This window comes from Kitasatospora sp. NPDC088548 (assembly GCF_044753005.1).
Taxonomy (GTDB): domain Bacteria; phylum Actinomycetota; class Actinomycetes; order Streptomycetales; family Streptomycetaceae; genus Kitasatospora.
In genome coordinates this window covers 498,051-522,011 of the sequence record NZ_JBIVMI010000002.1, presented here as the reverse complement: position 1 = coordinate 522,011, position 23,961 = coordinate 498,051, and the positions used below count along the sequence as shown (strand labels likewise).

23 protein-coding genes and 2 pseudogenes are annotated in these 23,961 nt (G+C 72.9%); 16 read left to right on the top strand and 9 right to left on the bottom strand.

What is annotated here, in order from left to right; all coding sequences use genetic code 11:
• Nucleotides 1-110: 110 nt before the first annotated feature.
• On the bottom strand, nucleotides 111-632 hold the full coding sequence (locus ACIP82_RS05195) for a hydrogenase maturation protease (RefSeq protein ID WP_400651031.1): 522 nt from the start codon (nucleotides 630-632) through the stop codon (nucleotides 111-113).
• A gap of 176 nt (nucleotides 633-808) precedes the next feature.
• On the opposite strand from ACIP82_RS05195, the gene ACIP82_RS05190 reads away from it, so the two are divergent.
• Genes ACIP82_RS05190 through ACIP82_RS05170 form a run of 5 tightly spaced genes read left to right on the top strand, consistent with a single transcriptional unit; the run spans nucleotide 809 to nucleotide 5,393 of the window.
• Nucleotides 809-1,963, top strand: a complete 1,155-nt coding sequence (locus tag ACIP82_RS05190) for a 4Fe-4S dicluster domain-containing protein (protein ID WP_400651028.1) — start codon at nucleotides 809-811, stop codon at nucleotides 1,961-1,963.
• Entirely contained in the window at nucleotides 1,960-2,421 is a 462-nt protein-coding gene (locus tag ACIP82_RS05185; protein WP_400651026.1) for a Crp/Fnr family transcriptional regulator, read from the top strand. The genes ACIP82_RS05190 and ACIP82_RS05185 overlap by 4 nt, the downstream gene beginning before the upstream one ends.
• The gene (locus ACIP82_RS05180) at nucleotides 2,418-3,233 is read left to right on the top strand and encodes an FAD/NAD(P)-binding protein (RefSeq protein ID WP_400651024.1); all 816 of its coding nucleotides are present in this window, start codon (nucleotides 2,418-2,420) and stop codon (nucleotides 3,231-3,233) included. Before ACIP82_RS05185 ends, ACIP82_RS05180 begins: the two co-directional genes overlap by 4 nt.
• Nucleotide 3,234: 1 nt before the next feature.
• Nucleotides 3,235-4,017, top strand: coding sequence for an oxidoreductase (locus ACIP82_RS05175; protein WP_400651022.1), 783 nt, complete (start codon nucleotides 3,235-3,237; stop codon nucleotides 4,015-4,017).
• A complete protein-coding gene (locus tag ACIP82_RS05170) occupies nucleotides 4,014-5,393 on the top strand; it encodes a Ni/Fe hydrogenase subunit alpha (RefSeq protein ID WP_400651019.1) in 1,380 nt (459 codons plus the stop codon). The genes ACIP82_RS05175 and ACIP82_RS05170 overlap by 4 nt, the downstream gene beginning before the upstream one ends.
• 39 nt (nucleotides 5,394-5,432) lie before the next feature.
• On the opposite strand, the gene ACIP82_RS05165 is transcribed toward ACIP82_RS05170, so the two are convergent.
• Together ACIP82_RS05165 and ACIP82_RS05160 are read right to left on the bottom strand one after the other, a co-directional pair.
• Entirely contained in the window at nucleotides 5,433-5,876 is a 444-nt protein-coding gene (locus ACIP82_RS05165; RefSeq protein ID WP_400651016.1) for a universal stress protein, read from the bottom strand.
• 412 nt (nucleotides 5,877-6,288) lie between these two features.
• Nucleotides 6,289-6,339, bottom strand: a pseudogene (locus ACIP82_RS05160) (hypothetical protein); the annotation flags it as partial.
• Nucleotides 6,340-6,778: 439 nt separating this feature from the next.
• On the opposite strand from ACIP82_RS05160, the gene ACIP82_RS05155 reads away from it, so the two are divergent.
• Nucleotides 6,779-7,663 (top strand): HAD family hydrolase, encoded by an 885-nt coding sequence (locus ACIP82_RS05155; protein ID WP_400651014.1) that lies wholly within the window; start codon nucleotides 6,779-6,781, stop codon nucleotides 7,661-7,663.
• 93 nt (nucleotides 7,664-7,756) lie between these two features.
• Here the strand turns inward: ACIP82_RS05155 and ACIP82_RS05150 are convergent.
• Nucleotides 7,757-7,969, bottom strand: a pseudogene (locus ACIP82_RS05150) (MBL fold metallo-hydrolase); the annotation flags it as partial.
• A gap of 81 nt (nucleotides 7,970-8,050) precedes the next feature.
• Between ACIP82_RS05150 and ACIP82_RS05145 the strand changes: the two are divergent.
• From ACIP82_RS05145 to ACIP82_RS05115, 7 genes are all read left to right on the top strand, one after another.
• Complete coding sequence (locus ACIP82_RS05145; RefSeq protein ID WP_400651011.1) at nucleotides 8,051-8,746, top strand: CBS domain-containing protein; 696 nt, start codon at nucleotides 8,051-8,053, stop codon at nucleotides 8,744-8,746.
• A 219-nt stretch (nucleotides 8,747-8,965) separates the two neighbouring features.
• Nucleotides 8,966-9,211, top strand: a complete 246-nt coding sequence (locus ACIP82_RS05140) for a hypothetical protein (RefSeq protein ID WP_363612828.1) — start codon at nucleotides 8,966-8,968, stop codon at nucleotides 9,209-9,211.
• A 2-nt stretch (nucleotides 9,212-9,213) separates the two neighbouring features.
• On the top strand, nucleotides 9,214-9,669 hold the full coding sequence (locus ACIP82_RS05135) for a CBS domain-containing protein (RefSeq protein ID WP_400651007.1): 456 nt from the start codon (nucleotides 9,214-9,216) through the stop codon (nucleotides 9,667-9,669).
• Nucleotides 9,670-9,687: 18 nt separating this feature from the next.
• Nucleotides 9,688-10,290 (top strand): CBS domain-containing protein, encoded by a 603-nt coding sequence (locus tag ACIP82_RS05130; RefSeq protein ID WP_400651004.1) that lies wholly within the window; start codon nucleotides 9,688-9,690, stop codon nucleotides 10,288-10,290.
• A 243-nt stretch (nucleotides 10,291-10,533) separates the two neighbouring features.
• Nucleotides 10,534-11,400, top strand: a complete 867-nt coding sequence (locus ACIP82_RS05125) for a universal stress protein (RefSeq protein ID WP_400651001.1) — start codon at nucleotides 10,534-10,536, stop codon at nucleotides 11,398-11,400.
• A gap of 295 nt (nucleotides 11,401-11,695) precedes the next feature.
• Entirely contained in the window at nucleotides 11,696-13,630 is a 1,935-nt protein-coding gene (ftsH, locus tag ACIP82_RS05120; RefSeq protein ID WP_400650998.1) for an ATP-dependent zinc metalloprotease FtsH, read from the top strand.
• 148 nt (nucleotides 13,631-13,778) lie between these two features.
• A complete protein-coding gene (locus ACIP82_RS05115) occupies nucleotides 13,779-14,159 on the top strand; it encodes a universal stress protein (RefSeq protein WP_400650995.1) in 381 nt (126 codons plus the stop codon).
• A gap of 175 nt (nucleotides 14,160-14,334) precedes the next feature.
• On the opposite strand, the gene ACIP82_RS05110 is transcribed toward ACIP82_RS05115, so the two are convergent.
• From ACIP82_RS05110 to ACIP82_RS05100, 3 genes are all read right to left on the bottom strand, one after another.
• Nucleotides 14,335-14,829, bottom strand: a complete 495-nt coding sequence (locus ACIP82_RS05110) for a universal stress protein (protein WP_363612838.1) — start codon at nucleotides 14,827-14,829, stop codon at nucleotides 14,335-14,337.
• 564 nt (nucleotides 14,830-15,393) lie between these two features.
• Nucleotides 15,394-15,795: a hypothetical protein gene (locus ACIP82_RS05105; RefSeq protein WP_400650992.1), complete on the bottom strand. Its 402-nt coding sequence runs from the start codon at nucleotides 15,793-15,795 to the stop codon at nucleotides 15,394-15,396.
• 320 nt (nucleotides 15,796-16,115) lie between these two features.
• The gene (locus ACIP82_RS05100) at nucleotides 16,116-16,982 is read right to left on the bottom strand and encodes a universal stress protein (protein WP_400650991.1); all 867 of its coding nucleotides are present in this window, start codon (nucleotides 16,980-16,982) and stop codon (nucleotides 16,116-16,118) included.
• Between the two features lie 347 nt (nucleotides 16,983-17,329).
• On the opposite strand from ACIP82_RS05100, the gene ACIP82_RS05095 reads away from it, so the two are divergent.
• Complete coding sequence (locus tag ACIP82_RS05095) at nucleotides 17,330-17,968, top strand: PhoU domain-containing protein (RefSeq protein WP_400650988.1); 639 nt, start codon at nucleotides 17,330-17,332, stop codon at nucleotides 17,966-17,968.
• A 126-nt stretch (nucleotides 17,969-18,094) separates the two neighbouring features.
• On the opposite strand, the gene ACIP82_RS05090 is transcribed toward ACIP82_RS05095, so the two are convergent.
• Nucleotides 18,095-19,255: an NAD(P) transhydrogenase subunit alpha gene (locus ACIP82_RS05090; RefSeq protein ID WP_363612846.1), complete on the bottom strand. Its 1,161-nt coding sequence runs from the start codon at nucleotides 19,253-19,255 to the stop codon at nucleotides 18,095-18,097.
• A gap of 116 nt (nucleotides 19,256-19,371) precedes the next feature.
• Here ACIP82_RS05090 and ACIP82_RS05085 point away from each other — a divergent pair, with 116 nt between their 5' ends.
• On the top strand, nucleotides 19,372-22,995 hold the full coding sequence (locus ACIP82_RS05085; RefSeq protein ID WP_400650986.1) for a hydantoinase B/oxoprolinase family protein: 3,624 nt from the start codon (nucleotides 19,372-19,374) through the stop codon (nucleotides 22,993-22,995).
• Nucleotides 22,996-23,124: 129 nt separating this feature from the next.
• Nucleotides 23,125-23,301, top strand: a complete 177-nt coding sequence (locus tag ACIP82_RS05080; RefSeq protein WP_400651156.1) for a universal stress protein — start codon at nucleotides 23,125-23,127, stop codon at nucleotides 23,299-23,301.
• Nucleotides 23,302-23,337: 36 nt separating this feature from the next.
• Here the strand turns inward: ACIP82_RS05080 and ACIP82_RS05075 are convergent, their stop codons facing one another.
• Entirely contained in the window at nucleotides 23,338-23,940 is a 603-nt protein-coding gene (locus ACIP82_RS05075) for a DJ-1/PfpI family protein (protein ID WP_400650983.1), read from the bottom strand.
• Nucleotides 23,941-23,961: the final 21 nt, after the last annotated feature.

Sequence of the window (23,961 nt, the reverse complement as noted above, 5' to 3'; positions counted from 1 at the left end):
GGGCGGGAACGGCAGCCCGGCAACGGGCGATCGGGGACGGCTCTCCGGTTACGGCCGACGCCGCCCCGGGCGCCGGTTCGCTCAGGCCTCAGGGATGGTTCGCCCAGGTCTCAGGGACGGACAGCGCCGTCCCGCGCCGTCGAGGGGGGCACCCGGCACAGCGCGATCTCCGCCGCGATCCGTTCGGCCAGCGGTGCCACGACGGCCGCGACCGGTGCCGACAGACCGGTGCCCAAACTGCCGTCGGCTCCTTCGACGGCGTAGACGACGAGCCGCCGGGGGAGGCGGCCCAGCACCCGGGCGAGTTCGACGGCTTCGCCGAGACCGAGGCCGTGGGAGCTCGTCGCGCCGCCCGGCGTCCGCCGCGCACCCTCCAGCGCCAGACGGTGCACCCGGCCGGGACGCCCGGGGTGCGCGTGTGCGGCGTCCACCACGACGGCGAGCTCGGCGCCCTCCCACAGGGTGATCAGCCGGGCGGGGTCGCCGTCGCACACGCGCAGGACGGTCCCGCCCGGCAGGGGCCGCTGTTCGGCCCGCTTCGCCAGCCGGGCGACGACGGCCCAGCCCACACCGTCGTCGTGGCGGTACTCGTTTCCGACGCCGATGACGGCGATCCGTGCGGTGACATCCATGCGCTTCGCTCTCCCCGCCCGTCGTGGCCCTCAGCCGCGCCACGGTCGTACGGGGGCCGTACGGGTCACGGACACCGCCACCTGGACCACACCGGGTCCGCCGGTCGCTGCCCGGCGCACATACTGGCGAGGACGGCTGCCTGCCGGGACGGCGTGATCTGTGCGGGGAGGTTGACATGGCGGACGGCGCCGTGGTGACGGACAGGGACGGGCTGAACACACTGATCGCGGTCCTCGCCGGGCGCGGTCGCACGGTCGTCGGTCCGACGGTCCGCGACGGGGCGGTCGTCCTCGCCGAGCTCTCCGGTGGCGACGAGCTCCCCTACGGCTGGGGGGTCGAGCTGGAGGCCGGGACGTACCGGCTGCGGGCCCGCGAGGACGGCGCCGCGTTCGCGCACAGCGCCGGCCCGCAGTCCTGGAAGACGTTCCTGCACCCGCCACGGGAGCGGCAGTGGACGGCGGACCGGGATGCCGACGGCGGGCTGGTGGTGACCGAGGACCGGACACCACCGCCGTCGTACGCGTTCCTCGGCGTACGCCCCTGCGATCTGCGGGCCATCGCGATCCAGGACCGGGTGCTGACCGGCGGGAGGCACCGCGATCCGGCCTACCGTGGCCGCCGGGAGCGGGCGTTCCTGGTGGCGGTGGAGTGCACCGAACCGGGGGCGACCTGTTTCTGTGTGTCCATGGGGACCGGGCCGGCCGTCGGGCCGGGCTACGACCTGGCGTTGACCGAGGTGATCGATGCCGAAGGCCACCGCTTCCTGGTGCGGGCCGGGAGCGAGGAGGGGGAGTCGGTCCTGGCCGAGCTGCCATGCCGCCCCGCCGATCAGGCCACCCGGTCGGCCGCCCGCGAGCGGGTCGCCGGGGCGGCCGACCGGATGGGCCGCAGCATGCCGCCGGTGGACCTGCAGGCGCTGATGCGCGGAACCCTCACGGCCGAGCGCTGGGACGACGTCGCGGCACGCTGCCTGACCTGCGGCAACTGCACGATGGTCTGCCCGACCTGCTTCTGTACCACGGCCGAGGACGTCACCGACCTGACCGGTGACCACGCCGAGCGGTGGCGCCGTTGGGAGTCCTGCTTCGACCTGGACTTCTCCCATCTTCAGGCGGGGCCGGTCCGTGACACCCCGCGCAGTCGCTACCGGCAGTGGGCCACCCACAAACTCGGCACCTGGTACGACCAGTTCGGCAGTTCGGGCTGCGTCGGCTGCGGTCGCTGCATCGTGTGGTGCCCGGTGGGCATCGACATCACCGAGGAGGCCCACGCGCTGCACCGGGAACGGGACGGCGGGGCCCCCCGGGCGGGGGCGGAGGGTCCTTCGTGACCGCGGACCGCCACGGCTTCCTCGACGCCCTGCGGCCCGGTCACCGCGACCGCCTGCTGGCCCTCTCCTACGAGGTCTCCTACCCCGCGGGCACCCGGATCTTCGAGGAGGACGGCGTTGCCGACCGGTTCTGGATCATCCGTTCCGGGCTCGTCGCCCTCGACGTCCACGTTCCGGGCCGGCGCGAGGCCGTCGTGGAGACCCTCGGCGACGGCGATCTGCTCGGCTGGTCCTGGTTGTTCGAGCCGTACCGCTGGCATCTCGGTGCGCTGACCCGCGGGATCGTGCTGGCGTCCGAGTTCGACGCGCAGCGCGTCCGCGACGCGTGCCAGGAGGAACCGGCGTTCGGTCTGGCGGTGACGAACTGTGTCGCACAGGTGATCGCCCGGCGGCTGAAGGCCACCCGAACCCGGCTGCTGGACCTCTACGGGCTTCCCGGAGACGGCGGGGCACGATGACCAGAGCGGCGGCGCCTCCCGTCCCGTACCGGGTGGTGGCACGGGACGCCGAGACGCCGGACACCGCCACCATCGTCCTGGAGCCGGTCGGGCCGCCCCTTCAGCCCTTCGCCCCGGGACAGTTCGCGATGGTGTACGCCTTCGGCGCCGGTGACATCCCGCTGTCGGTCTGCGGGATCGACGGGCACCGGCTGAGCCACACCGTCCGCGCGGTCGGGGCGGTCTCCGCCGCGCTGCACGGCCTGCGACCCGGTGAGACGATCGGGGTGCGCGGCCCGTTCGGCACGGGCTGGGAGCTGCCCGCCGCGGCCGGGCTCGATCTGTTGGTGGTCGCCGGCGGCATCGGTCTGGCACCGCTGCGCCCACTCGTACGCGCCGCGCTCACCGAACCCGGGGGGTACGGACGGCTGAACGTCCTGATCGGGGCGCGCACACCCCGCGAGCTGCTCTACCCGGAGGAGGTACGCGACTGGCGGTCGGCCACGAGGGTTCTGACCGCCGTCGACCGCCCCGACACGCGGTGGCAGGGTGAGGTCGGGGTCGTCACGACCCTGCTCGACCGGGCCGCCTTCGACCCCGGGGCCGCGGCGGCGTTCGTCTGCGGCCCCGAGCCGATGATCCGGGCCACCGCCGGCGAACTGGTGCACCGCGGCGTCGCCCCGGACCGGATTCAGGTCTCCCTCGAACGGAACATGCACTGCGGAACCGGCCACTGCGGGCACTGCCAGCTCGGACCGCTCCTGCTCTGTCGCGACGGCCCCGTCGTCGACTGGACCCGTGGCCGACCCCTTCTCATGGTCCGGGAGCTGTGACATGACCGCCGGCGACCGCCCGAAGCTCGCCGTGTGGAAGTTCGCCTCCTGTGACGGCTGCCAGCTCACGCTGCTGGACTGCGAGGACGAACTCCTCGCGATCGCCGAGAAGGTGGAGATCTCCCACTTCCTGGAAGCGTCCAGCGCGACCGACCCCGGCCCGTACGACCTGTCGCTGGTCGAGGGTTCGGTCACCACCCAGCAGGACGTCGACCGGATCCAGCACATCCGCGCCGTCTCACGACGCCTGGTGACCATCGGCGCCTGCGCGACCGCCGGCGGTGTCCAGGCGCTTCGGAACTACGCGGACATCGCCGAGTTCCGGGCCGTCGTCTACGCGAGGCCGGACTACATCGAGACGCTCGCCACCTCCACACCCATCAGCGCCCATGTCACCGTCGACTTCGAACTGCGCGGCTGCCCCATCGACCGCGGCCAACTCGTCGAGGTCATCACCGCCTACCTGGCCGGGCGCAAGCCGGACGTACCCGCGCACAGCGTCTGCTTCGAGTGCAAGCAGCGCGGCACGGTCTGCGTGACCGTGGCCCACGGCACACCCTGCCTCGGCCCGGTCACCCACGCCGGATGCGGAGCGATCTGCCCGACCTACGGGCGCGGCTGCTACGGCTGCTTCGGCCCGGCCGACTCGACCAACTTCCCCTCCTTCATCCCCCTGTTGCGCCGCGACGGCATGGACACCCTCGACATCGTGCGAGTGCTGCGCACCTTCAACACCGCCGCTCCCGAGTTCGACGCGGCCTCCCGGAAGGAACCGGAACGGTGACCCACCGCGGCTCCAGGGTCCTGCACGTCGGATCGCTCGCCCGGGTCGAGGGCGAGACCGCGCTGCACCTGCGCATGGACGGCGAAGAGGTCGCCGAGGCCCGACTGGCGATCTACGAACCTCCGCGCTTCTTCGAGGCGTTCCTGCGCGGACGTTCCTACACCGAGCCGCCCGACATCACCTCCCGGATCTGCGGGATCTGTCCGGTCGCCTACCAGCTGAGCGCCTGCCGGGCCGTCGAGGACGCCTGCGGCGCCGTCGTCGACGGGCAACTGGCGGCCTTGCGGCGGCTGCTCTACTGCGGCGAGTGGATCGAGAGCCAGACGCTGCACATCCACCTCCTGCACGCACCCGACTTCCTCGGCCGCGACAGCGTCATCGACCTGGCCCGTACCCACCGCGCGGACGTCGAACGCGGCCTGCGGCTCAAGCAGGCCGGAAACGCGATCATGGAGATGCTCGGCGGCCGGGCGATCCACCCGGTCAACGTCCGCCTCGGCGGCTTCCACCGCACCCCGACCGCGGCCGAACTACGGCCGCTGGCCGAGCGGTTGCGCCGAGCCCGGGACGACGCGCAGCAGACGGTGCGCTGGGTGGCCGGCTTCGAGTTCCCCGACGCAGGCTGCGACCACGACCTCCTCGCGCTGGCCCGACCCGGCAGCTACGCCATCGAGTCGGGCACCCCGACGGTCATGGCCGCCCCCCGAGCCGCCGGGCTGCCCGCGGGATCCGACCGCAGGCTGCCCACCCGGAGCTTCGAGGTCCACGAGTTCGGCGAGCATGTGGTCGAGAGCCAGGTGTCCCACTCCACCGCCCTCCACTCCCTGCTGGACGGTCGTCGCCATCTCACCGGTTCGCTCGCCCGGTACGCGATCAGTGGCCGCTGGCTCTCCCCGATCGCCCTCCAGGCCGCCTGGGACGCCGGGCTCGGCGACCCCCGCCGGGGCACGGTCTGCCGCAACCCGTTCCGCAGCATCGTCGTCCGGGCGGTCGAGGTGCTCTACGCGGTCGACGAGGCGCTGTGCCTCATCGAGGCCTACGATCCCCCGCCGCGTCCGTACGTCGACGTGCCGGTGCGAGCCGCCACCGGTCACGGAGCCACCGAAGCGCCGCGAGGGCTGCTCTACCACCGCTACGCCATCGACGGCGAAGGGAACGTCACCGAAGCCGCCCTGGTCCCGCCGACCGCGCAGAACCAGGGTGCGATCGAGGAGGACCTGCGCCATGTGGTGCAGGAACGCCTGCGAGCCGGCGCCGCCACCGACGAAGAGCTGACCGCCCTTTGCGAACGGGCGATCCGCAACCACGACCCGTGCATCTCGTGCTCGGCCCACTTCCTCGACCTCACCGTCGAGCGCGTCGGAAAGGGCTCCTGACGTCCCCACGCCGTTCGAGCCCGGGCCTGGAGCGCGCGGTCACCTCGGGTCGCCGCGGACGACAACGACCGGGCACGAGGCGTGCTGCACACAGTGCTGGCCCACCGACCCGAGCAGGGCTCCGGCGAACCCGCCGTGGCCCCGGCTGCCCACCACGAGCAGCTCGGCCCCACGGGACCTCTCCACCAGGATCTCGGCGGCATTGCCGAGTACGGCGCTCTCCCGGATCTCCACCGGCCGGTCGTCGCCGACCGCTTCGGCGACCGCCTGGGCCAGTACCTTCTCGGCGGCATGGCCGAGCTCCCGGTTCACCGACGTCGGGGCGCGCCCGTACATCGGAGGGAGGAGCCAGCAGAGCACCGCCTCCACCTCGGCGCCGGTCAACCGGGCCTGGCCGACCGCCCACCGCAGCGCCTGCCGGGACGACGGCGACCCGTCCACCCCGGCCACGATCCGGCGTGTCGCCGGGATGTTCCGGTCCATCGTGTACCTCGCCTCCCGACCGCGCGCCGGGCGCCGTGCCGCTGTGCGGCGGGGGCCTGCCCGGGGCCGTTGTGAACCCTCTCCCGTCCAACTCTCCGCCCCGCCTCGGCTTCGCGCACGACCGTTCGGGCCTCCCCGAGCGGGGGGACGAGGCCGGCCGGCCGCCGGGCTCCCGATCACCGGCGACCGCACCCCAGACGACGAACGGGAACGGGGCCACGACGGCCGGCTGGGCGGGGCCGGGCGCCGCCGTCCCGAAGACGCGGTGCAGGGGCGGCAGGTGGACGATCGCGGCGGCGAAGGCGAGTGCGAAGCCGATGCCGCCGAGCAGCCGGGGGTTGCTGACGGCCGCGAGGACGGCCGCGAGTGCCAGCAGCAGGGCGAATGGGTGGGTGAACTGCTGCGCGAGCTCGCGGGGCCAACGCGGCCCGCCACGCCGCGAGAGGGTGTCGGGGCCGTACACCGCCCGGCGCCGGGCGGCCTCGCGTCCGGACAGACCCCGGGGTGACGTGCGCGGATCCCGGAAGAGAAACGCGACGGGCTCGCGCGGATCGTGAGCCTCCGAGCGGTCGGGCGACTTTCGGGCCCTGTACCGAACCGTAGGCACCGGCCGGTGCCGGGAGACAGGGCCGGCGGCCCCGGGAACGAGGCGAGCGGCCCTGCCCGGGCACCGGCATCCCTGCGGCAGCAGGCACGGCGCTACGGCCGGGATCACCCAGGAGACCGGTGACGAGTCGCGCTCCCCGGAGCAGGGGCAACGCCGGCCGGACCGTCCGCGGGTCTCAGCGGCCCACTATTCGGGGCCGGCCGGCCCTGGCCGGGGGGAGTCTCGGCGGCGGACGGTTGAGATGTACCCGTTCGGAGTACCCCATCGTCGTCGGACCGGACCGAGGGAGCCCGAGATGTCCACCGCCCAGTACCGGCCCTCCACCGTCGAGGCCCCGCCGGCCGACGGCGCGGTCACGGGGTCGCTCGGCGCGGAGCAGCACGAGCCCGGGACGGATGCCGACCGGGCGTCGGTCCGGCTGGCACCGTGCCTGGTGGGTGCCGTCGTCCTCGACGCGGACCGTGTCCTGACCGACTCCCAGCCGCTGCGCGTCATCGCCTGGCAGGACACCCTCGACGCCTATCTGGCCCAGTACGCGCACGTCACCGGCCGTCCGCAAGGCACCCTCGACGCCACGTCGGACCTGCCCGCCCACCTCACCGGTCGGCTCGACACGGACATCGCCGCCGCACTTCTGGCCGCACGCCCGGTGGCCGCCGACCTGGCGGCCCAGCACCTCGGCCCGTCAGACGAGGACCTGCTGCGCCTGCTGGTCCGCCACGAGGACCAGCGCTTCGAGGAGCTCCTGCGCTCCCAGGGCGCACCGCCGCGCACCGGCGCCGTCCGGTTGCTGCTCGCCCTGCGCGCCGCCGGTATCCGAACGGCGGCGGTCTCCACCAGCCTGCGCGGCGAGCTCCTGCTGCGCCGTGCCGGGCTGGCGGACCTGGTGGACCTCTGCGTGGATGCCGGGGATGCGGCGCACTACGGGCTCGCCGGACCACCCGACCCGGGCCTGTACGAGCTGGCGATGAGACTGTTGCGGACCGCACCGGAGCGCTCGGTGCTGCTGGTCGGCACGCCCCTGGGCACGGCGGCCGGTATGCGGGCCGGCTTCGGCCGCACGGCTGCGGTGACCTTCGCCCACGACACGGTCGCCTTCGAAGGCGAGGAGCCGCCGGTGCCGTGGCCGGGCCCGGAGCCGCTCGTGTGCGGACTGGGCGCGGTCACGGTGGCCGAGTAGCGGATGGGCCTACGACGATCACGGTGTTCCGGGTCGGGCAGCAGTCGGCGCAGGTGGTGGACGACACGCCCGCCGGTGGCCATGCCGGAGGCGGAGACGGGCATGGGTGAGGACCACCGCCCGGACGTCGGCCGGGCCGAGCGGTAGCGGGCGCCAGTTGCGGCGGCGAAGTCCGGCCAGGCCCTGGAACAGGCCGCAGTCGACCATGATCCGGGCGTGGCCGGTCTCCACCAGGAACTTGCCGCCGGTAACCGTTCCGACACCGCCGAGGGAGGTGAGCAGGCCTGGCCGGGTCGGCCCGGGCAGCGGGGCCGAACGGCCCTGTGTCCGGGCCCGCCCGGGGTTGGACAGTGAAGGCGGAGCACCGCTCGCGAAGGAGTGAGGACCATGCAGCACCGCACCGTCCAGGACGTGATGACCCGGGAGGTCGTCACCGCCAGGCCCGACACGTCGTTCAAGGAGGTCGCGGCGCTCTTCCACCGTAACGACATCACCGCGATCCCCGTTCTCGACGACCAGGGCCGCCCGCTCGGCATGGTTTCCGAGGCCGACCTGATCCGCAAGGAGGCCGTGCTCCCGGACCCGGAAGGCCGCTTCCCGGGCCGCTGGCTGGACGCCCACGACCGGGCCCGCGCGGAGGCCGAGACCGCCGGCGGACTGATGACCAGCCCGCCCGTCACCGCGCGGCCCGGCTGGTCCGTGCCGGAGGCCGCCCGTGCCATGGACAAGCACAAGGTCAAGCGGCTGCCCGTGGTCGACGAGGTCGGCAGGCTGGTCGGCATCGTGAGCCGCCGGGACCTGCTCCAGGTGTTCCTCCGCCACGACGCGGCGATCCGCGAGGAGATCACGCACGACGTGCTCGGCCAGACGCTCTGGCTCGCCCCCGGCGACATCCAGGTCGCCGTCCACGAGGGCGTGGTGACCCTCACCGGGCGGGTGCCCCGCCGGAGCCTGGTCCCGATCACCGAGCAGCTGTGCCGAGCGGTGGACGGTGTGGTGGCCGTGCACCAGACGCTCGACTGGACGGACGATGACACCGGCGTCGCCATGGAGCACCCGCACGCCTACCGCGCGGACCGGTGACGCCTCACCGGCCCTCACCGGTGGACGATCGCGGTGGAAGCCGCCTCGGTGGCGGCAGCGGCCCCGAACGGGCGGAGTCCCGTGAACTCCAGCGCATCACCGAGGTACTCGACCCGCCAGGGCCGACCGGCCCACCCGCCCGGTACCGGCCAGCCCTGGCCGCAACGCCGGGCGTGGCGCTTCCCTGGAAGACGAGAAGCATTCCGAGGGAGGCGCACCATGCCGCAGACCGAGGTCCCCTTCGAGCAGAGCCTGATGCACACCCGGAGCGGCCGTACGATCGCGATCTCCCGGTACGCCCCGGAAGTCCTGCCGTTGGACCAGGGCCGCATCGTCCTGGAAACCGCCTGTGAGCCGTACGACCGTGACGCGGTCTGGATCCTGTTGACCCCCGGCGAGGCCGGGGACCTGGCGTCGCTGCTGGTGCGGCAGGCCGCGGCCGTGTCGATCGCCCCGGAGCGGTAGCGATGCGGATCGCTGACGTGATGATCACCCCGCCGGTCACGGTGCTGCCACGGGCGACCGCACGGCAGGCAGCGCGCCGGATGGAGACCGAGGCCGTCGGCTGCGTGCTGGTCGTCGGTGACGACACCTTGCACGGCGTCGTCACCGACCGGGACCTGGCCGTCCGGGTACTGTCCACGGGCACCGACCCGGAGACGCCGGTGTCGGAGTTCATGTCCGCACCTGCCGTCACGGTCGACGCGACCGACGATCTGGAAGCCGCCTACCGGGTCTTCCGCCGTGCCGGGGTCAGGCGTCTGCCGGTACTCGACGGACGACAACGCCCGGTCGGCCTGCTGGCCGTCGACGACCTCTTTCTGGACGTCCTGCAACGCCTGTCGGACCTGCTGGGTCCGGTCTCCTGGAGCGCTCTCCGGGAGGGCGGCACCGGTCCGGGCAGTGCGGGCGTACCCGGCTGACACCTTACGGAGCACACCATGACACACCAGTGGAACACCGTCGGCGAGGTGATGACCCACGCCGTCGTCGCCGTCGGCCGCGACGCGACCTTCCGAGAGGTCCTGGACACACTCCAGCGGTGGAAGGTCAGCGCGGTACCGGTCCTGGCCGGCGACGGCCGGGTGATCGGCGTGGTCTCCGAGGCCGACCTGCTGACCACTCGGGACCGGGAACCCGAGCGCGGCACCGCGTTCACCGCCGGGCAGATGATGTCGGAACCGGCCGTCACGGTGCACGCCGACAGCCCGACGGCGGAGGCCGCCCGGGCCATGGCCCGCGGCCATCTCAAGCGGCTCCCCGTGGTGGACGACGAAGGCTTCCTGATCGGCATCGTCAGCCGCAGCGACCTGCTCAAGATTCACCTCCGGACCGACGAGGAGCTCGCCGACCAGGTGAAACTTGAGATTCTCGCGGTCCTCCACCCCGAACAGGCGTCGGCGGTCGGCGTCAGGGCGGTGGAGGGCCGGATCGTTCTGACCGGCACCCTGCCGGATGCCTCCGTGCTTCCCTTGCTGGAACGTCTGGTCCGGGCCGTGCCCGGAGTGGTGGACGTCGATGTCAGGGCCGTCGCCCCCGTCTGACGCCCCCGGCGGGCAACCGGGCGCTTCGCCGTGGCGGTGCCCACACCGGCGCGTGCCTGTTCTGCGGCTGACCGGACCACTCGGAGCACTCCGCCCCGACCGATGGCGGGCAGGCACGGGGCACGCGAGTCTGGATGGTAGGAGCCGTTGGCATGAGCGGCCCCGGACCGGCGACGTGGGCCCGTCGGCTCAGGAAAACCGGGCACTACGACGTTTCGCCGCGACGATCTGGCAGGAGGAGCGATGAATGATCCGGTGATTGTGGGAGTGGACGGTTCCGGACGGAGCCTGCGCGCCCTCGTGTGGGCGGGAAACGAGGCGGTACTGCACGGCTGTCCGTTGCACATCGTGCATGTGCTGCCCGGCTGGGAGTTCGACGCCCCGTTCTTCCCGCCCGGACGCTCGCAGGGCCTCAGCCGACGGGGTGCGGGCATCCTGAAGGAGGCGGAGGCGATCATCAAGGAGAGCCATCCCGGTCTGGAGGTGGGGTCGGCCCAGTTCCCCGGTTCCCCCGCCGAGATCCTCCGCGCGATGTCCGAGCAGGCGCACAGTGTGGTGCTCGGCGCCCGGGGGGAGGGCGGTTTCTGGAACCTGCTGGTCGGTTCGGTCGGTCTGCAGGTCGCCGGGCACGCGGCGGGCCCGGTGGTGGTGGTCGGGCAGATCACCACGGGCCATCGCAGAGTGGTTGTCGGCACCGACGGTTCCCCGCATTCCGACAGCGCCCTGGAGTTCGGATTCGAGGAGGCGTCGCTGCGTGGGGCGCGTCTCCAGGTGTTGCGGGCGTGGAGCATGCCGAATCCGGCCGGCACCGACGGGGCCGAGGTCGACCCGGACGAGGAGGAGGCCCGGCAGCGGAGCGAAGTGGACGAACAGCTCGGCGACCTCGTCCAGCGGTTCCCCGATGTCGAGGTCGAGCGTGACGTGGTCCGCGGAGGAGCCGCGCCACTGCTGGTCCGTGCCTCCGACCGGGCCGATCTCGCGGTCGTCGGCTCGCGTGGCCGGGGCGGCTTCCACGGTCTTGCTCTCGGATCCGTCAGCCACGCTCTCCTGCACTACGGCATCTGCCCCGTGGCTGTCGTGCGCCCCCGCCCCCACAAGGTGCGGGAGTGACGGAGCGTCTGCGACAGGTTCAGGGCGACCCGATCGCCCGCTGACGTCCACCCGAGGGCTCCGGGTGGTGGGAGGTTCCACCGTCCAGCCCTGCCCGGGGCGCCGGCCGAGAGGTCGCTCCGGCGGCCGACCCGCGCTTGCACCCGCAGGATCGTCCTCCCGTGCCGGGTCGGCGTACGGACCCGGCAACGGTGACCGGATGTCCCGGGCCGGTGGGCCGACCGGCTCCGCCCGTCGCCCGCGCCGTCGACGGACCATGGGACGGGAGGCTCGAATGCATCGGATGATCGCACGCATGCTGGTTCCCGTTCTGCACGCGGCCGGAAAGTCCGGACCCGGGCCCGTGCGGCGGCCGTCGAAGCCTGGGCCGCCGACATCGGCGCCGCAGTCGCCGGGCTGGCGGCGATGGCTGCTGCCGGCCGTCCTCGCCGTCACGGTGCTGGCCCTCCTGCTGACGCACAGCCGTCCCGGAACAGAACCCCGTTACGCCTACAGCGACTTCGCGGGCAGGGTGGACGCAGGCCAGGTCAAGACGGTCGACATCACCGACAAGGGCGCGATCACCGGCACGCTGAAGGACGGGACGAGGTTCACCACCCAGATCCCGACCGCACTGGACAACAGTCAGCTCACCAGACAGCTGCAGACCCAGCACGTCGCGATCACCGCGACCCAGAGCGGAGGCGGCTCGATCCTGTCGACCCTGTTCGTCTTCCTGCCGTTGATCGTCATCGCCGCGCTCTTCCTCTGGTCGGGGCGTGCGGTCTCAAGGACGATGACCGGTGGTCTGAGCGCGATCGGGCGGTCACGGGCGAAGATCATCGAGGCGGAACGGCCGAGTACCCGGTTCATCGATGTCGCGGGCTACGAGGGCGTCAAGCAGGAGGTCAGCGAGGTCGTGGACTTCCTGCGCAGCCCCGAGCGGTACGCCGCAGCCGGGGCCAAGGGACCCCGTGGCGTGATCATGGTCGGCCCGCCCGGCACCGGCAAGACCCTGCTCGCCCGCGCGGTCGCCGGAGAGGCCGAGGTCCCCTTCCTCTCGGTGACCGGCTCGGCTTTCGTCGAGATGTTCGTCGGCGTCGGGGCCTCCCGGGTCCGGGACCTGTTCGACGATGCCCGCAAGCGAGCCCCGTCGATCATCTTCATCGACGAGATCGACGCGGTCGGCGGTCGGCGCGGCGGCGGTAGCAGGCTGGGCGGCAACGACGAACGGGAGCAGACCCTCAACCAGCTGCTCGCCGAGATGGACGGCTTCGACCAGGGCACCGGCATCGTCGTCCTGGCCGCCACCAATCGCCCGGACGCGCTCGACCCGGCGCTGCTGCGGCCCGGCCGGTTCGACCGCCAGGTCACCGTGCCGCTGCCCAGCCAGGCCGAGCGGGCCGCGATCCTCGCGGTCCACGTCCACGGCAAGACGCTGGCCCCCGATGTCGACCTCGACCGCATCGCCCGCGGCACCCCCGGTTTCTCCGGCGCCGACCTGGCCAACCTGGTGAACGAGGCCGCCATCAACGCGGTACGCGCCGAGCGCGCCACCATCAGCGCGCAGGACCTCGACACCGCCCGCGACCGGGTGCTCCTCGGCCGCCGCGAGTCCTCCAACGCGCTGCTCCCGGAGGAACGCCGCTCGGTCGCCGTCCACGAGTCCGGGCACGCCCTGATGGCCGCGTTGTGCGCACACGCGGACCCGGTCGCCAAGGTGACCATCCTGCCCGCCGGCGTCACCCTCGGTGCCACCGAGCAGCTGCCCGAGGCGGAGCGGCACCTGTACAGCGAGAGCTACCTGACCGACCTGCTCACCGTCAAGCTCGGCGGCCGGGCCGCGGAACTGGTGGTCTTCGGGGAGGGATCGACCGGCGCGGCGAACGATCTGGCCAACGCCACCGCGCTCGCCACCCGGATGGTCCGCGAGTTCGGCCTGTCCAGCGAACTCGGGCCGGTGGGATACGCCATCACCACCCCGCAGCACCTCGGCGAGAGCCCGGAGGACCTGCTGCGCCGGCCCTACTCGGAGCAGACCCAGCGCACGGTCGACCAGGAGGTGGCCCGGCTGCTCCGGGAGGCCGAGGCACGGGCGGTCGGGCTGCTGCGCGGTCACCGCCGCGAGCTGGAGGAGCTGGCCGGGCTGCTGGTGGAGCAGGAGACCGTGGACGGCAAGGTCGTTCTCGGCATCGTGAACGGGAGCCCACGGCCGGCGCAGCCCCGCCGGCCGCAGGAAGGTCGGAGGTGACGGGCGGAGCGTCGACGGAGCAACGCCCGCAGTACTCGGTCCGCACGCAGGACCACCATGAGGGAGCGGCGCCCGCTGCCCGAGCCCCGGATTCCGCGAGACTCCCCTCGGGCGGCCCACGAGGGACCCTCGGCAGCCGTACGACGAGGTGCTCGCCTTCGCCTTCGAGGAGGCCTCGGTGTGTTCGGTGCCACTGCGGGTGGTCCATGCCTGGAGCCCGCCGGGTGGCAGGGCACACCTGTCCTTCGGAAGCGGCGGCGGTGAGGAGAAGGACTTGGCGGCTGCCGAGGAGCGGGCCCTCGCGCAGATGCCGGCACCCTGGCGCGAGCGCTGTCCGAACGTGGAGGTCGCGACAGCTTTGGTGTCCGGCAGTCCGGAGGTCGCTCTGGTGGAGTCGGCGTCGCGGGCCGGGCTCCTGGTGGTCGGCCGCCACGTCCGGCGCGTGCCCGTCGGACCGCACCTGGGTGCGGTCGCACATGCGGCGATCCACCATGCGCTCTGCCCCGTCGCGGTCGTGCCGTTCAGCTGACCTGACGCCGGGTTCTGCCGGTCGTTCGACCGGACCGGCATCCGCGCCGCGGTTGCCGGATCTGCCGGTCAACCGGTTGACCGGCGTCCCTGGTCCACAGGCCGCCGCGGCCGGCGGTGCCGATCGGACGGCCTTCCCCGGTCCGGGCGGTCCGCGGGTGGCGTGGTGCGCCGATTCACGCAGCCGAGGCCTCGGGCGCGGGCGGCACGACGACGACGGGAACGTGGGCGTGGTGGATGACCTCGGTGCTGGTCGAGCCGAGCGCGAGGCGACCCCAGATGCCGGCGCCCCGGGTGCCCACCACGAGCAGGCTCGCGTCCCGGCTCGCGTGCAGCAGGACCTGCGTGGGCCGGCCGCGCTCGCAGTGGACCTCGACCTCGACGAACGGCTCGCCGACCTGTCGGCGTAGCTCGTCGACCGAGTCCGTCACCTCGCGCGCGACGATGTCGTGCAGGTGTGTCGGAAACTCGCCGCTCGTGCGGGGCCAGGCAGCCCCGCCCAGATCCGACCGCCCGGTGTGGCTGGAGCCGTAGGCGCAGACGGCCCGCACGGTGACGCCGCGCACCTGTGCCTCGCGGAGGGCGAAGAGCACGGCGCGACGGGCGGGCTCCGAGCCGTCCGTACCGACCACTACCGGGCCGGCGGAACCGTGAGTGGAAACGTTGCCCATGGTGACCTCCGACGGTGTGCGGCCGGTGAGCGGGCCGGCGGACTCCGCGACTCCGGTAGGTCCGAGGGAGGGCGCGGTCGCCGACCTGTCCGCTGTCCTCCATGGTCCTCCGCCTGTCTCGCCGTGGCACGTCCGTCCCCGTCGTGAGCTCGTGCTCCGTCGGATCAGCGGCATCGGGACGGCTCCGAGGGCGCCGTCGTTCGCGCGTGCCCTTGAGGCTCTTGCCCGGCGCCTGCCCGGATCCGGGCACCTTGATCCGGGCACCTTGACAGACGTAGCACAAGCGCGGTGAACCCGGGGGGGAACATCGAGCCCGTGCGTTCGTGGTCGTGCACTGGACGCCTCCGTCGGTGGCCGACCCGTGTACGAGGGCCTGGGAGCACGAGGGCCTGGGAGCACGAGGACTTGGGCGCGGTGTTCAGGATCAGTGCCTGAGCGCCGCGCTCTTCCTTGATGGTGGAAGAGCCCGCCGCCGTTGGCCCGGGAGGTCGCCGTCGCGGCCATGTCGGCCCCCTGGGGGGTCAGTTCGACTTCGAGAGGCCGTCGGATCGGGGGAGCGGTTTTCTAGAGGCCCTGGGCGAGCAGGAGTTCGTGGGCCAGGCGGGCGCTGCGGGCGGCCTGCTCGGGGTCGGGTTCCTGGTCGGGGATCTCCTCCATCCCCTGGACGAGGGTGCGGATCGCCTGCCCGAGGGCCTGGACCTGGGACTCCAGCATTTCCACGCGCTCAATGGCGCTTTCGAGGTCTCGACCGGGCGGGTGGAGGCCGTCGCCGGGTGAGTCGCTGGTGGTGGGGTCGGTGGTGGGGTGGGTCGTCATCGGTTGCTCCTGCGGGGGTGGTTGTGTCGGGGGGCTTGCCCGGCGGGTGGATGAGGCCGTAGCAGCCGTCGTAGCGGTGGCGGACGGGACGGGCCCGGGCGCGGCGACCAGCTCCAGGGCCTTGGTGTCGACCTCGGTTCCGGTTGTCATACGAGCCCTCCTCGGGCGGAACCGTGGCTCTTCGGGGCCGCCACACCGTGATGCAGCGCGGTACACCCGGCTGGAGCGCGAGGCAGGTGCGGCTGCCCGTACGGCTGACGGCATCCGGCGTGCCCACTCGGCCCCGGTACGGTTGCGTCCCGGTTTCCCGGGCCGACCGTGGACCACTCCGTACCCGACGCTAGTCCGGTTCGCGCCCAGAAGCGATGGCCGCGCGGCCCCGCCCGGTGGTCTGCTCCCGGGCGATCGTCAATTTCCGGCCCGCGCCTTGCGCTCGCCGAGATTCTCCGTGCCGGGCGCGGGCCCGGATGTCAGTCGTGCGGGATGACGGCGACGGGGCAGACCGCGTGGTGGATCGCGGCGTGGGCCACCGGGCCGATGCGTGGTCCCAGGCCGGTGCGGTATCCGCCGCGCCCCACTACGAGCAGGCTTGCGCCGGGTGCGATGTCCACGACGGCCCGGCCCGGGCCGTCGTGGCTGAGGTGCTCCACCACGTGGACGGTGGGGAACTTCTCGCGCCATGGGAGCAGCGCCTCGTGCAGTGCCTGCTGGTCCGACTGTTGCAGAGACTCCTTGGGCGGCCGGTCCCAGCTGAGGGCCACTGGCCGGCGAGTGGTGGCGTGGACGGCGAGCAGGGGCGTGCGGCGTCTGGCGGCGGCGCCGAAGGCGAACCCGACCGCGCCCTCGTACCCGGAGCGGAGACTCATGCCAACGGCCACCGCGCCGGGCCGCGCGGCGGGTGTGCGGGTGCCCTCCGGTTCCTCGCAGGCGCGGACCAGCACCACGGGCCGTTCGAACCGGGCGACGGCGTGCAGGGCGAGCGAGCCGAGCAGGTAGCCCTGGACGCTGCCCAGCCCCTGCGAACCGAGCACCAGCATCTCCGCGTTGCGGGCGGCGGGCAGCAGTGCCGTCGGCGTGTCCACGGGCAGGACTTCGCTGATGACGGGCACGTCGGGGTAGCGCTTGAGCAGGTCGCTCTCCGCGTCCTGGAGGATGCGCTGCGCTGCCCGGGCCTGTGGGTGCTCACCGGGGACGTTCTGCGCCGTCATGGAGCGCAGGATCCACAGGTGCAGCAGCCGTACCGGTAGCCCGCGCAGTTGCGCCTCCTGGGCTGCCCAACGGGCGGCGGACAGGCTCTCGGGGGAGCCGTCGAGGCCGACGGTGATCTCCGGTTGCATGGTGGTTGCCTCCGTGTCGTCATTTCTGCCCGATCTCTGCCGGACCGGACGGGCCGTGGCAGCTCAGACGGTGGAGCCGGCTTTCCCGCCCGGTGGGACCATGACGGTCGCGGTGTGCCCCGTGTGGCCGTCGGCTCCTCGCGGTACTGCCGTCCGAGCGCCCCGTGACAGCCTCCCGCACTTCACGGCGGTACCACGTCCAGCCTGGACAACGGCGGCACCGGTCGCACTTCGGGCGGCCGGGGCAGCCGCCTGTGGGAACGGTGAGACTGGGAAGTGATGGACCACTGCACGGCGGTGGTGAAGACGGCGGAGCCGGCCGGCCCGCCGGGAACGGGAGTCGACCGATGGCTGGGAACGGGCGCGACGGACAACGCCGGCTGACCGGCGAGCTGGCCGAGCTGGTCCGGCTGGCGAGCGCGGCAATGAGCGAGGTCATGGACGGGCTGACCGGCTCGGCCGCCGTGGCGGAGGGGGCGACGGCTGCCGACAAGGCGCTGGCAGAGCTGCGTGAGCGGATCGAGGAGGACGCGGCAGGCGTGTTGCCGGGCAGGACCGCACAGAGGTCGGACCGGCACGCGATCGTCGTCGGCGTGCATGTGGGTACCGAGGTGGAATGCCTGGCGGATCTCGCTGAGCAGCTGCTGCGACTGGCCTGGTCGCGCCAGTCGGCCGAGCCGTGGCCGGAGCGGCTGAGGCTGCCCCTGCGCGGAATGGGCGAGGTCGTGCTGGTGATGCTCGCCAAGGCCGCTGACACGCTGGAGGCCGAGGCCGCCGAAGCCCGCGCGGATCTGCTCGCGGAGCAGCACGAGGTCGCCCAGCGGCAGCGCCTGTTGTACGAGCTGCTGCTGTCCGGGGCCGAACCTGCCGGGGCCGGAGACAGCGCCGACGCGACCCTGCTGGCGTGCTACTACCAGCGCTGTGCCGACCACGCCGTCTCCGTCGCGCGCCATGCGGTCCTGTTTTCGGCGGCCGGGGGCCGGTGAGGCGGGCGAGTCTGCCGACCGCCAGTGCCGCGGTGGTGACCGCCGTCAGCGCGGCCTCGTGACCGTGACCGGTGGCCACCGGGGAAGGCCGCCCGTGCCTCCCGTCCGCCGGGGTCGAGTTTCTGGTCATGCGGTGCCGGCGGCGGCGGTGGCGTCGAGGATCAGCTGCCAGGTGGCCTGGTTCAGGACGCTGCCGCGGTGGGTCACCAGCAGGGCGGCCTGGAGCGGGTCGGTCGGATCGATCGCCGGTGGGCCGCCGCCACGGGTCAGATGCCGGAGGAGCGCCGTGACGTTGTGTGCGAAGGCGGTCGATGCGGTGGCGGGTACCTGCGACGGGAGGTTGCCGGCGCCCATCACCGTGACTCCGTCACCGACCGGCGTCGTGGTGTCCGGTTCGGCGCCCTCGACGTTGCCGCCCAGCGGGCCGACTGCCAGGTCGACCACGACCGAGCCGGGGCGCATCGCGCGCACCGCGTCGCCGGTCAGCAGCGTCGGTGGTGGCCTGTCGGGCGGGTCGACGGAGGCGAAGACCAGGTCGAAGCCGGGGAGCGCGGCGGCCAGCCCGTGGCGCAGCTCGTCCTGCTCGGTGTCGAGGGCCTGGGCCAGTCCCGCCGCGCCGGTCACCGGGGGAAGGTTCGGCAGGTCGAGCAGGGTGGCGCCGAGCGCGACGGCCTCCGCCCGCTCGCGGCGCCGCAGCTCATGGACGTGGACGAGCGCGCCGAGGCGGCGGGCCGTGTCGACCGCCTGCAGGCCTGCGGCCCCGGCGCCGACAACCAGGGCCCGGACGGGCTCGAAGGACGCGGTCGTCGAGCCCCAGGGCGGCAGGCAGCGGTCCAGCCGGTCGGCCGCGGTCAGCACGGCCCGGTAGCCGGCGATCCGGGCCTGCGAGGTGCGGGCATCCATGGGGTATCCGTCGCTCATCTTCTCCGGTACCAGGTCGAGACCGATCGCGGTGAGGCCCTGGTCGGCCCATTGGCGGACCAGGAAGGGGATCAGGGTCGGCCGGAGCAGGGCGATCAGCAGCTGACCCGGGCGAAAGCGGTGGGTGAGACCGAGGTTGGGGCTCTGTACGCCGAGCAGGATGTCCGCGCGGCGCAGCAGGTCGGTGCGCGGAACGAGACGCGCGCCGACGGCGGTGTAGGCATCGTCGGGGCACCAGGCGCGGGTGCCGGCGCCGGGCTCCACCAGGACGGTCAGGCCCAGCGCGCCGACGGTGCGGACCAGTTCGGGGACGAGAGCCACCCGCCGCTCACCGGGTGCCGTCTCCCGCAGGACCCCCGCCGTCATAGCCGTCACAGCCGTTGCCACCGCCCTTCGGAGCAGGCCGACATGCCCAGTATGTCGCGTTTTGAGAGGCTGGATCCCCCGGACGGACCACCGGCAGCCGAGGAGTGGACGAGCGGATGACCGGACGACCGGACGAGCGGAGGGAGCCGGCGGTGGCAGGCAGGGGCTGGCAGTTCTGGGTGGACCGGGGCGGTACCTTCACCGACGTGGTCGCGCTCAGCCCGGACGGGCGGGTGCTGACCCACAAGCTGCTCTCGCACGACCCGGCGAGATACCGCGATCCCGCCGTCGCCGGAATCCGCGCGCTGCTGGGTCGCGAGGGCGGCCGGGCCGGTGCCGATCGGATCGAGGCGGTCCGGATGGGCACGACGGTGGCGACCAACGCCCTGCTGGAGCGCAAGGGCGAGCCGACGGCGCTGGTGATCACCCGCGGCTTCGCGGACGCGCTGCGGATCGGCTACCAGAACCGGCCGCACATCTTCGACCGTGAGATCAAGCTGCCCGAGCCGCTGTACGGCCGGGTGATCGAGGTGGACGAGCGGATCACGGCCGAGGGCACCGTACTGCGCGCGCCCGATCTGGAACGGCTCGCCCACGATCTGCGCCGCTGCTACCGGGACGGCATCCGTGCGGTCGCGGTGGTGTGCCTGCACAGCTACCTGCACCCCGCGCACGAGCGGGCGGTCGGTCGGCTCGCCGAGGAGATCGGCTTCCCGCAGGTCTCGCTCTCCAGCGAGGCCAGCCCGCTGATGAAGCTGGTGCCGCGCGGCGACACCGCCGTGGTGGACGCCTACCTGTCGCCGGGGCTGCGCCGCTATGTGCGGGAGGTGGCCGAGGAACTGCGCGGCGTGCGGCTGATGTTCATGCAGTCCAACGGTGGCCTTGCCGAGGCCGGGCACTTCCGCGGCAAGGACGCGATCCTCTCCGGGCCGGCCGGCGGCATCGTCGGCATGGTGCGGATGTCGCAGCTGGCCGGCTTCGACCGGGTGATCGGCTTCGACATGGGCGGCACATCCACCGACGTCTCGCACTACGCGGGCGAGTACGAGCGGGTGCTCACCACCCAGGTGGCAGGCGTGCGACTGCGCGCGCCGATGCTGGCCATCCACACCGTGGCGGCCGGCGGCGGTTCCGTCCTGCACTTCGACGGCAGCCGGCTCCGGGTCGGCCCCGACTCGGCCGGGGCCGACCCGGGACCGGCCGGCTACCGCGGCGGCGGACCACTGACCGTCACCGACGCCAACCTGGAACTCGGGCGGATCCAGCCCGAGTACTTTCCACAGGTCTTCGGCCCCGATGGCGACCGGTCGCTCGACCTCGACCTGGTGCGGCGCCAGTTCGCGCAGCTGGCAGAGGAGATCGGCGCCGCCACCGGAGAACGGCGCTCACCCGAGCAGATCGCCGAGGGGTTCCTGCGGATCGCGGTGGGCAACATCGCCAACGCCGTCAAGCGGATCTCGGTGCAGCAGGGCCGCGACGTCACCCGGTACGCGCTGACCACCTTCGGCGGGGCAGGAGGGCAGCACGCCTGTGCGGTGGCCGACGCGCTGGGCATCCGTACGGTGCTGGTGCCGCCGATGTCCGGGGTGCTCTCCGCGCTGGGTATCGGCCTGGCCGACACCACGGTCCTGCGGGAACGAGCGGTGGAGCGTGCGCTCGAACCCGCCTCGATGCCGGCGGTCCGGGAGATCGCCGGAGAGCTGGAGGCAGCGGCCCGGACCGAACTGCTCGACCAGGGCGCCGCTACCGAGCGGATCCGGGTGACGCACCGGGCACGGCTGCGCTACGACGGTACTGACACCACGCTCGCGGTCGAGCTGGCCGGGCCCACCAGGATGGCCGCCGCGTTCGAGGCCGTGCACCGCGCCACCTACTCGTTCCTGATGGACCGTCCGATCGTCGTCGAGGCCCTGCTGGTGGAGGCCACCGGCCTCAGCGAGCAGCCCGATCTCGGCGCCCTGGGCACACCGGGCGGACTTCCCGGCGAGGCACACACGGTGCGGCTGTACACCGGTGGCGCCTGGCGCGAGGTGCCGCTGCTGGAACGAGAGCGGATGCGTCCGGCACACACCGTCACCGGCCCGGCGGTCATCGCCGAGGCCAACGCCACCACCGTGGTCGACGAGGGCTGGCGGGCGACGCTGGCCCCGACCGGGCACCTGTTGGTGGAACGCTCCGGCGCCCGCGCCGAACCGGGCGTCGGCACCGCAGCCGACCCGGTGCTGCTGGAGATCTTCAACAACCTCTTCATGGCGATCGCCCAGCAGATGGGCGCCCGGCTGGAGTCGACCGCCCAGTCGGTCAACATCAAGGAGCGGCTGGACTTCTCCTGCGCGCTCTTCGACCCCGACGGCAACCTGGTCGCCAACGCCCCGCACATCCCGGTGCACCTGGGCTCGATGGGCACCACCGTGAAGGAGGTGATCCGCCGCCGGGCCGACGCCATGAGGCCGGGCGACGCCTACGCGGTCAACGACCCGTACCACGGTGGCACCCACCTGCCCGACATCACCGTGGTGACACCGGTCTTCGACAGCGATCGCGACGAGATCCTCTTCTTCGTCGCCTCCCGGGGCCACCATGCCGAGCTCGGCGGAATCTCCCCCGGCTCGATGCCGGCGACCAGCCGGGAGATCCACCAGGAGGGCGTGCTCTTCGACAACTGGCTCCTGGTGGCGGACGGCAGACTCCGCGAGGCCGAGACCCGGAAGCTGCTCACGGAGGGACCCCACCCCTCCCGCGACCCCGCCACCAACCTCGCCGACCTGCGCGCGCAGGTGGCCGCCAACCAGAAGGGCGTGGACGAAGTCGCCGCGATGATCGAGCACTTCGGGCTGGACGTGGTGCAGGCTTACATGCGGCACGTGCAGGACAACGCCGAGGAGGCCGTGCGCCGGGTCATCGACTCCCTCCAGGACGGGCAGTACCGGTACGAGACGGACTCCGGCGCGGTGATCGCGGTGCGGGTCGAGGTCGATCGCGCACAGCGCAGCGCCACGATCGACTTCACCGGTACCGCCGCTCAGCTCGACTCCAACCTCAACGCACCGTCGGCCGTCGTCACCGCCGCCGTGCTGTACGTCTTCCGCACCCTGGTCGCCGACGACATCCCGCTCAACGACGGCTGCCTGCGCCCGCTGCGCATCGTCGTACCGCCCGGCTCGATGCTCGCGCCCGTCTACCCGGCGGCGGTGGTCGCGGGGAACGTCGAGACCTCGCAGGCGATCACCGGCGCACTCTACGCCGCACTCGGCGTCCAGGCCGAGGGCTCCGGGACGATGAACAACGTCAGCTTCGGCAACGAGCAGCACCAGTACTACGAGACGGTCGCCTCCGGCTCGGGAGCGGGCGAGGGCTTCGACGGTGCGAACGTGGTGCAGACACACATGACCAACTCCCGCCTCACCGACCCCGAGGTCCTCGAATGGCGCCTGCCGGTCCTGCTGGAGGAGTTCGCCGTGCGCCACGGCAGCGGTGGTGCGGGCCGTTGGCGCGGTGGCGACGGAGCGGTGCGGCGGATCCGGTTCCGCGAGCCGATGACCGTGAGCATCCTGTCCGGGCACCGGCGGGTACCGCCCTACGGCATGGCCGGCGGAAAGCCCGGCACCCTTGGCGCCAACCGGGTGCGCCGGGCCGACGGCAGCACGGTCCGGCTGGCCGGCTGCGACAGCGCCGACCTCGCGGCAGGGGACGTCCTGGAGATCGAGACTCCCGGCGGGGGAGGTTACGGGCCGGCCTGACGCACCGCCCGGTCGGCGAAGGCGTGCCGGATTCGGGCTTCGCCCGGGGCTTTCTCGCGCCCGTCGTGGGCGAAGGGGTTCGCAGGTAGGTGTGCGGGCCGGGGAGGGGCGTGGTGACGCGGCCGACGTCTGATCAGACCACGTCTCACTGCGGGCGTCAGCCGTCGCCCGTTCGTCACGGCGGATGAGCTGATCCAGGCAGCTCGGGGCGCGCGGTTGCTCGTGATGGGCAGCCGGGGCCCGGGCGGCTTCGCCGGGACCGTACTCGGCTCGGTCAGCCGGGCCCGCGTGGAGCACGCGAGCTGAAGCCGCGGGGAAGGATGCGCTGACCCGCCGCCCCGACTACACGGGCGGCTCGGGGTAGTACTGGATGCCGTGGCGCACCTGGCGCGCGCGTTCCACCGAGTGCAGGCGCGTCACGAGGTGCAGTGCCATGTCGATGCCGGCCGAGATGCCGGCCGAGGTGATGACGTCGCCGTCGTCGACGAAGCGGGCGTCCCGGTGGACTTCGGCGGTGGGCTCCAGTTCGGCGAGCAGGTCGAGGGACGCCCAGTGCGTGGTGACGGAACGGCCTTGCAGCAGGCCCGCCTTGGCCAGGACGAGCGCCCCGGTGCAGACACTGGTCGTCAGCGACGCCCGTGCGTCGAGCCGGCGGACCCAGTCGAGATGGTCCTCGTCCTCCAGCAGCGGGCGGGTGCCTTGGCCGCCGGGGTGCAGGACGACGTCGGCGGCCGGCATCCCGTCCCGGGAGAAGTGCGGCAGGACGGTGAGGCCCTTCGCGCACTCCGCCGGAGCGCCGTCCCGGGAGACGCAGTTCACCTGCCAGCCGTCCTCGGGGAACTTGCGCGTCCAATAGGAGAGAACCTCCCAGGGCCCGATGGCGTCCAGCTCCTCGACCTCCGGGAAGAGCAGGATCGCGATCTGACGAAGCCTTCTGTCGCTCATGGGCGCCATCAAAGCAGAGGT

Bases quoted from the DNA above. Each gene is read 5' to 3' on its own strand.
- ACIP82_RS05195 (WP_400651031.1), bottom strand. From the start codon at position 632: ATGGATGTCACCGCACGGATCGCCGTCATCGGCGTCGGAAACGAGTAC.
- ACIP82_RS05190 (WP_400651028.1), top strand. From the start codon at position 809: ATGGCGGACGGCGCCGTGGTGACGGACAGGGACGGGCTGAACACACTG.
- ACIP82_RS05180 (WP_400651024.1), top strand. From the start codon at position 2,418: ATGACCAGAGCGGCGGCGCCTCCCGTCCCGTACCGGGTGGTGGCACGG.
- ACIP82_RS05175 (WP_400651022.1), top strand. From the start codon at position 3,235: ATGACCGCCGGCGACCGCCCGAAGCTCGCCGTGTGGAAGTTCGCCTCC.
- ACIP82_RS05165 (WP_400651016.1), bottom strand. From the start codon at position 5,876: ATGGACCGGAACATCCCGGCGACACGCCGGATCGTGGCCGGGGTGGAC.
- ACIP82_RS05155 (WP_400651014.1), top strand. From the start codon at position 6,779: ATGTCCACCGCCCAGTACCGGCCCTCCACCGTCGAGGCCCCGCCGGCC.
- ACIP82_RS05145 (WP_400651011.1), top strand. From the start codon at position 8,051: ATGCAGCACCGCACCGTCCAGGACGTGATGACCCGGGAGGTCGTCACC.
- ACIP82_RS05140 (WP_363612828.1), top strand. From the start codon at position 8,966: ATGCCGCAGACCGAGGTCCCCTTCGAGCAGAGCCTGATGCACACCCGG.
- ACIP82_RS05135 (WP_400651007.1), top strand. From the start codon at position 9,214: ATGCGGATCGCTGACGTGATGATCACCCCGCCGGTCACGGTGCTGCCA.
- ACIP82_RS05130 (WP_400651004.1), top strand. From the start codon at position 9,688: ATGACACACCAGTGGAACACCGTCGGCGAGGTGATGACCCACGCCGTC.
- ACIP82_RS05125 (WP_400651001.1), top strand. From the start codon at position 10,534: ATGAATGATCCGGTGATTGTGGGAGTGGACGGTTCCGGACGGAGCCTG.
- ftsH (WP_400650998.1), top strand. From the start codon at position 11,696: ATGCTGGTTCCCGTTCTGCACGCGGCCGGAAAGTCCGGACCCGGGCCC.
- ACIP82_RS05110 (WP_363612838.1), bottom strand. From the start codon at position 14,829: ATGGGCAACGTTTCCACTCACGGTTCCGCCGGCCCGGTAGTGGTCGGT.
- ACIP82_RS05105 (WP_400650992.1), bottom strand. From the start codon at position 15,795: ATGACAACCGGAACCGAGGTCGACACCAAGGCCCTGGAGCTGGTCGCC.
- ACIP82_RS05100 (WP_400650991.1), bottom strand. From the start codon at position 16,982: ATGCAACCGGAGATCACCGTCGGCCTCGACGGCTCCCCCGAGAGCCTG.
- ACIP82_RS05095 (WP_400650988.1), top strand. From the start codon at position 17,330: ATGGCTGGGAACGGGCGCGACGGACAACGCCGGCTGACCGGCGAGCTG.
- ACIP82_RS05090 (WP_363612846.1), bottom strand. From the start codon at position 19,255: ATGACGGCGGGGGTCCTGCGGGAGACGGCACCCGGTGAGCGGCGGGTG.
- ACIP82_RS05085 (WP_400650986.1), top strand. From the start codon at position 19,372: ATGACCGGACGACCGGACGAGCGGAGGGAGCCGGCGGTGGCAGGCAGG.
- ACIP82_RS05075 (WP_400650983.1), bottom strand. From the start codon at position 23,940: ATGAGCGACAGAAGGCTTCGTCAGATCGCGATCCTGCTCTTCCCGGAG.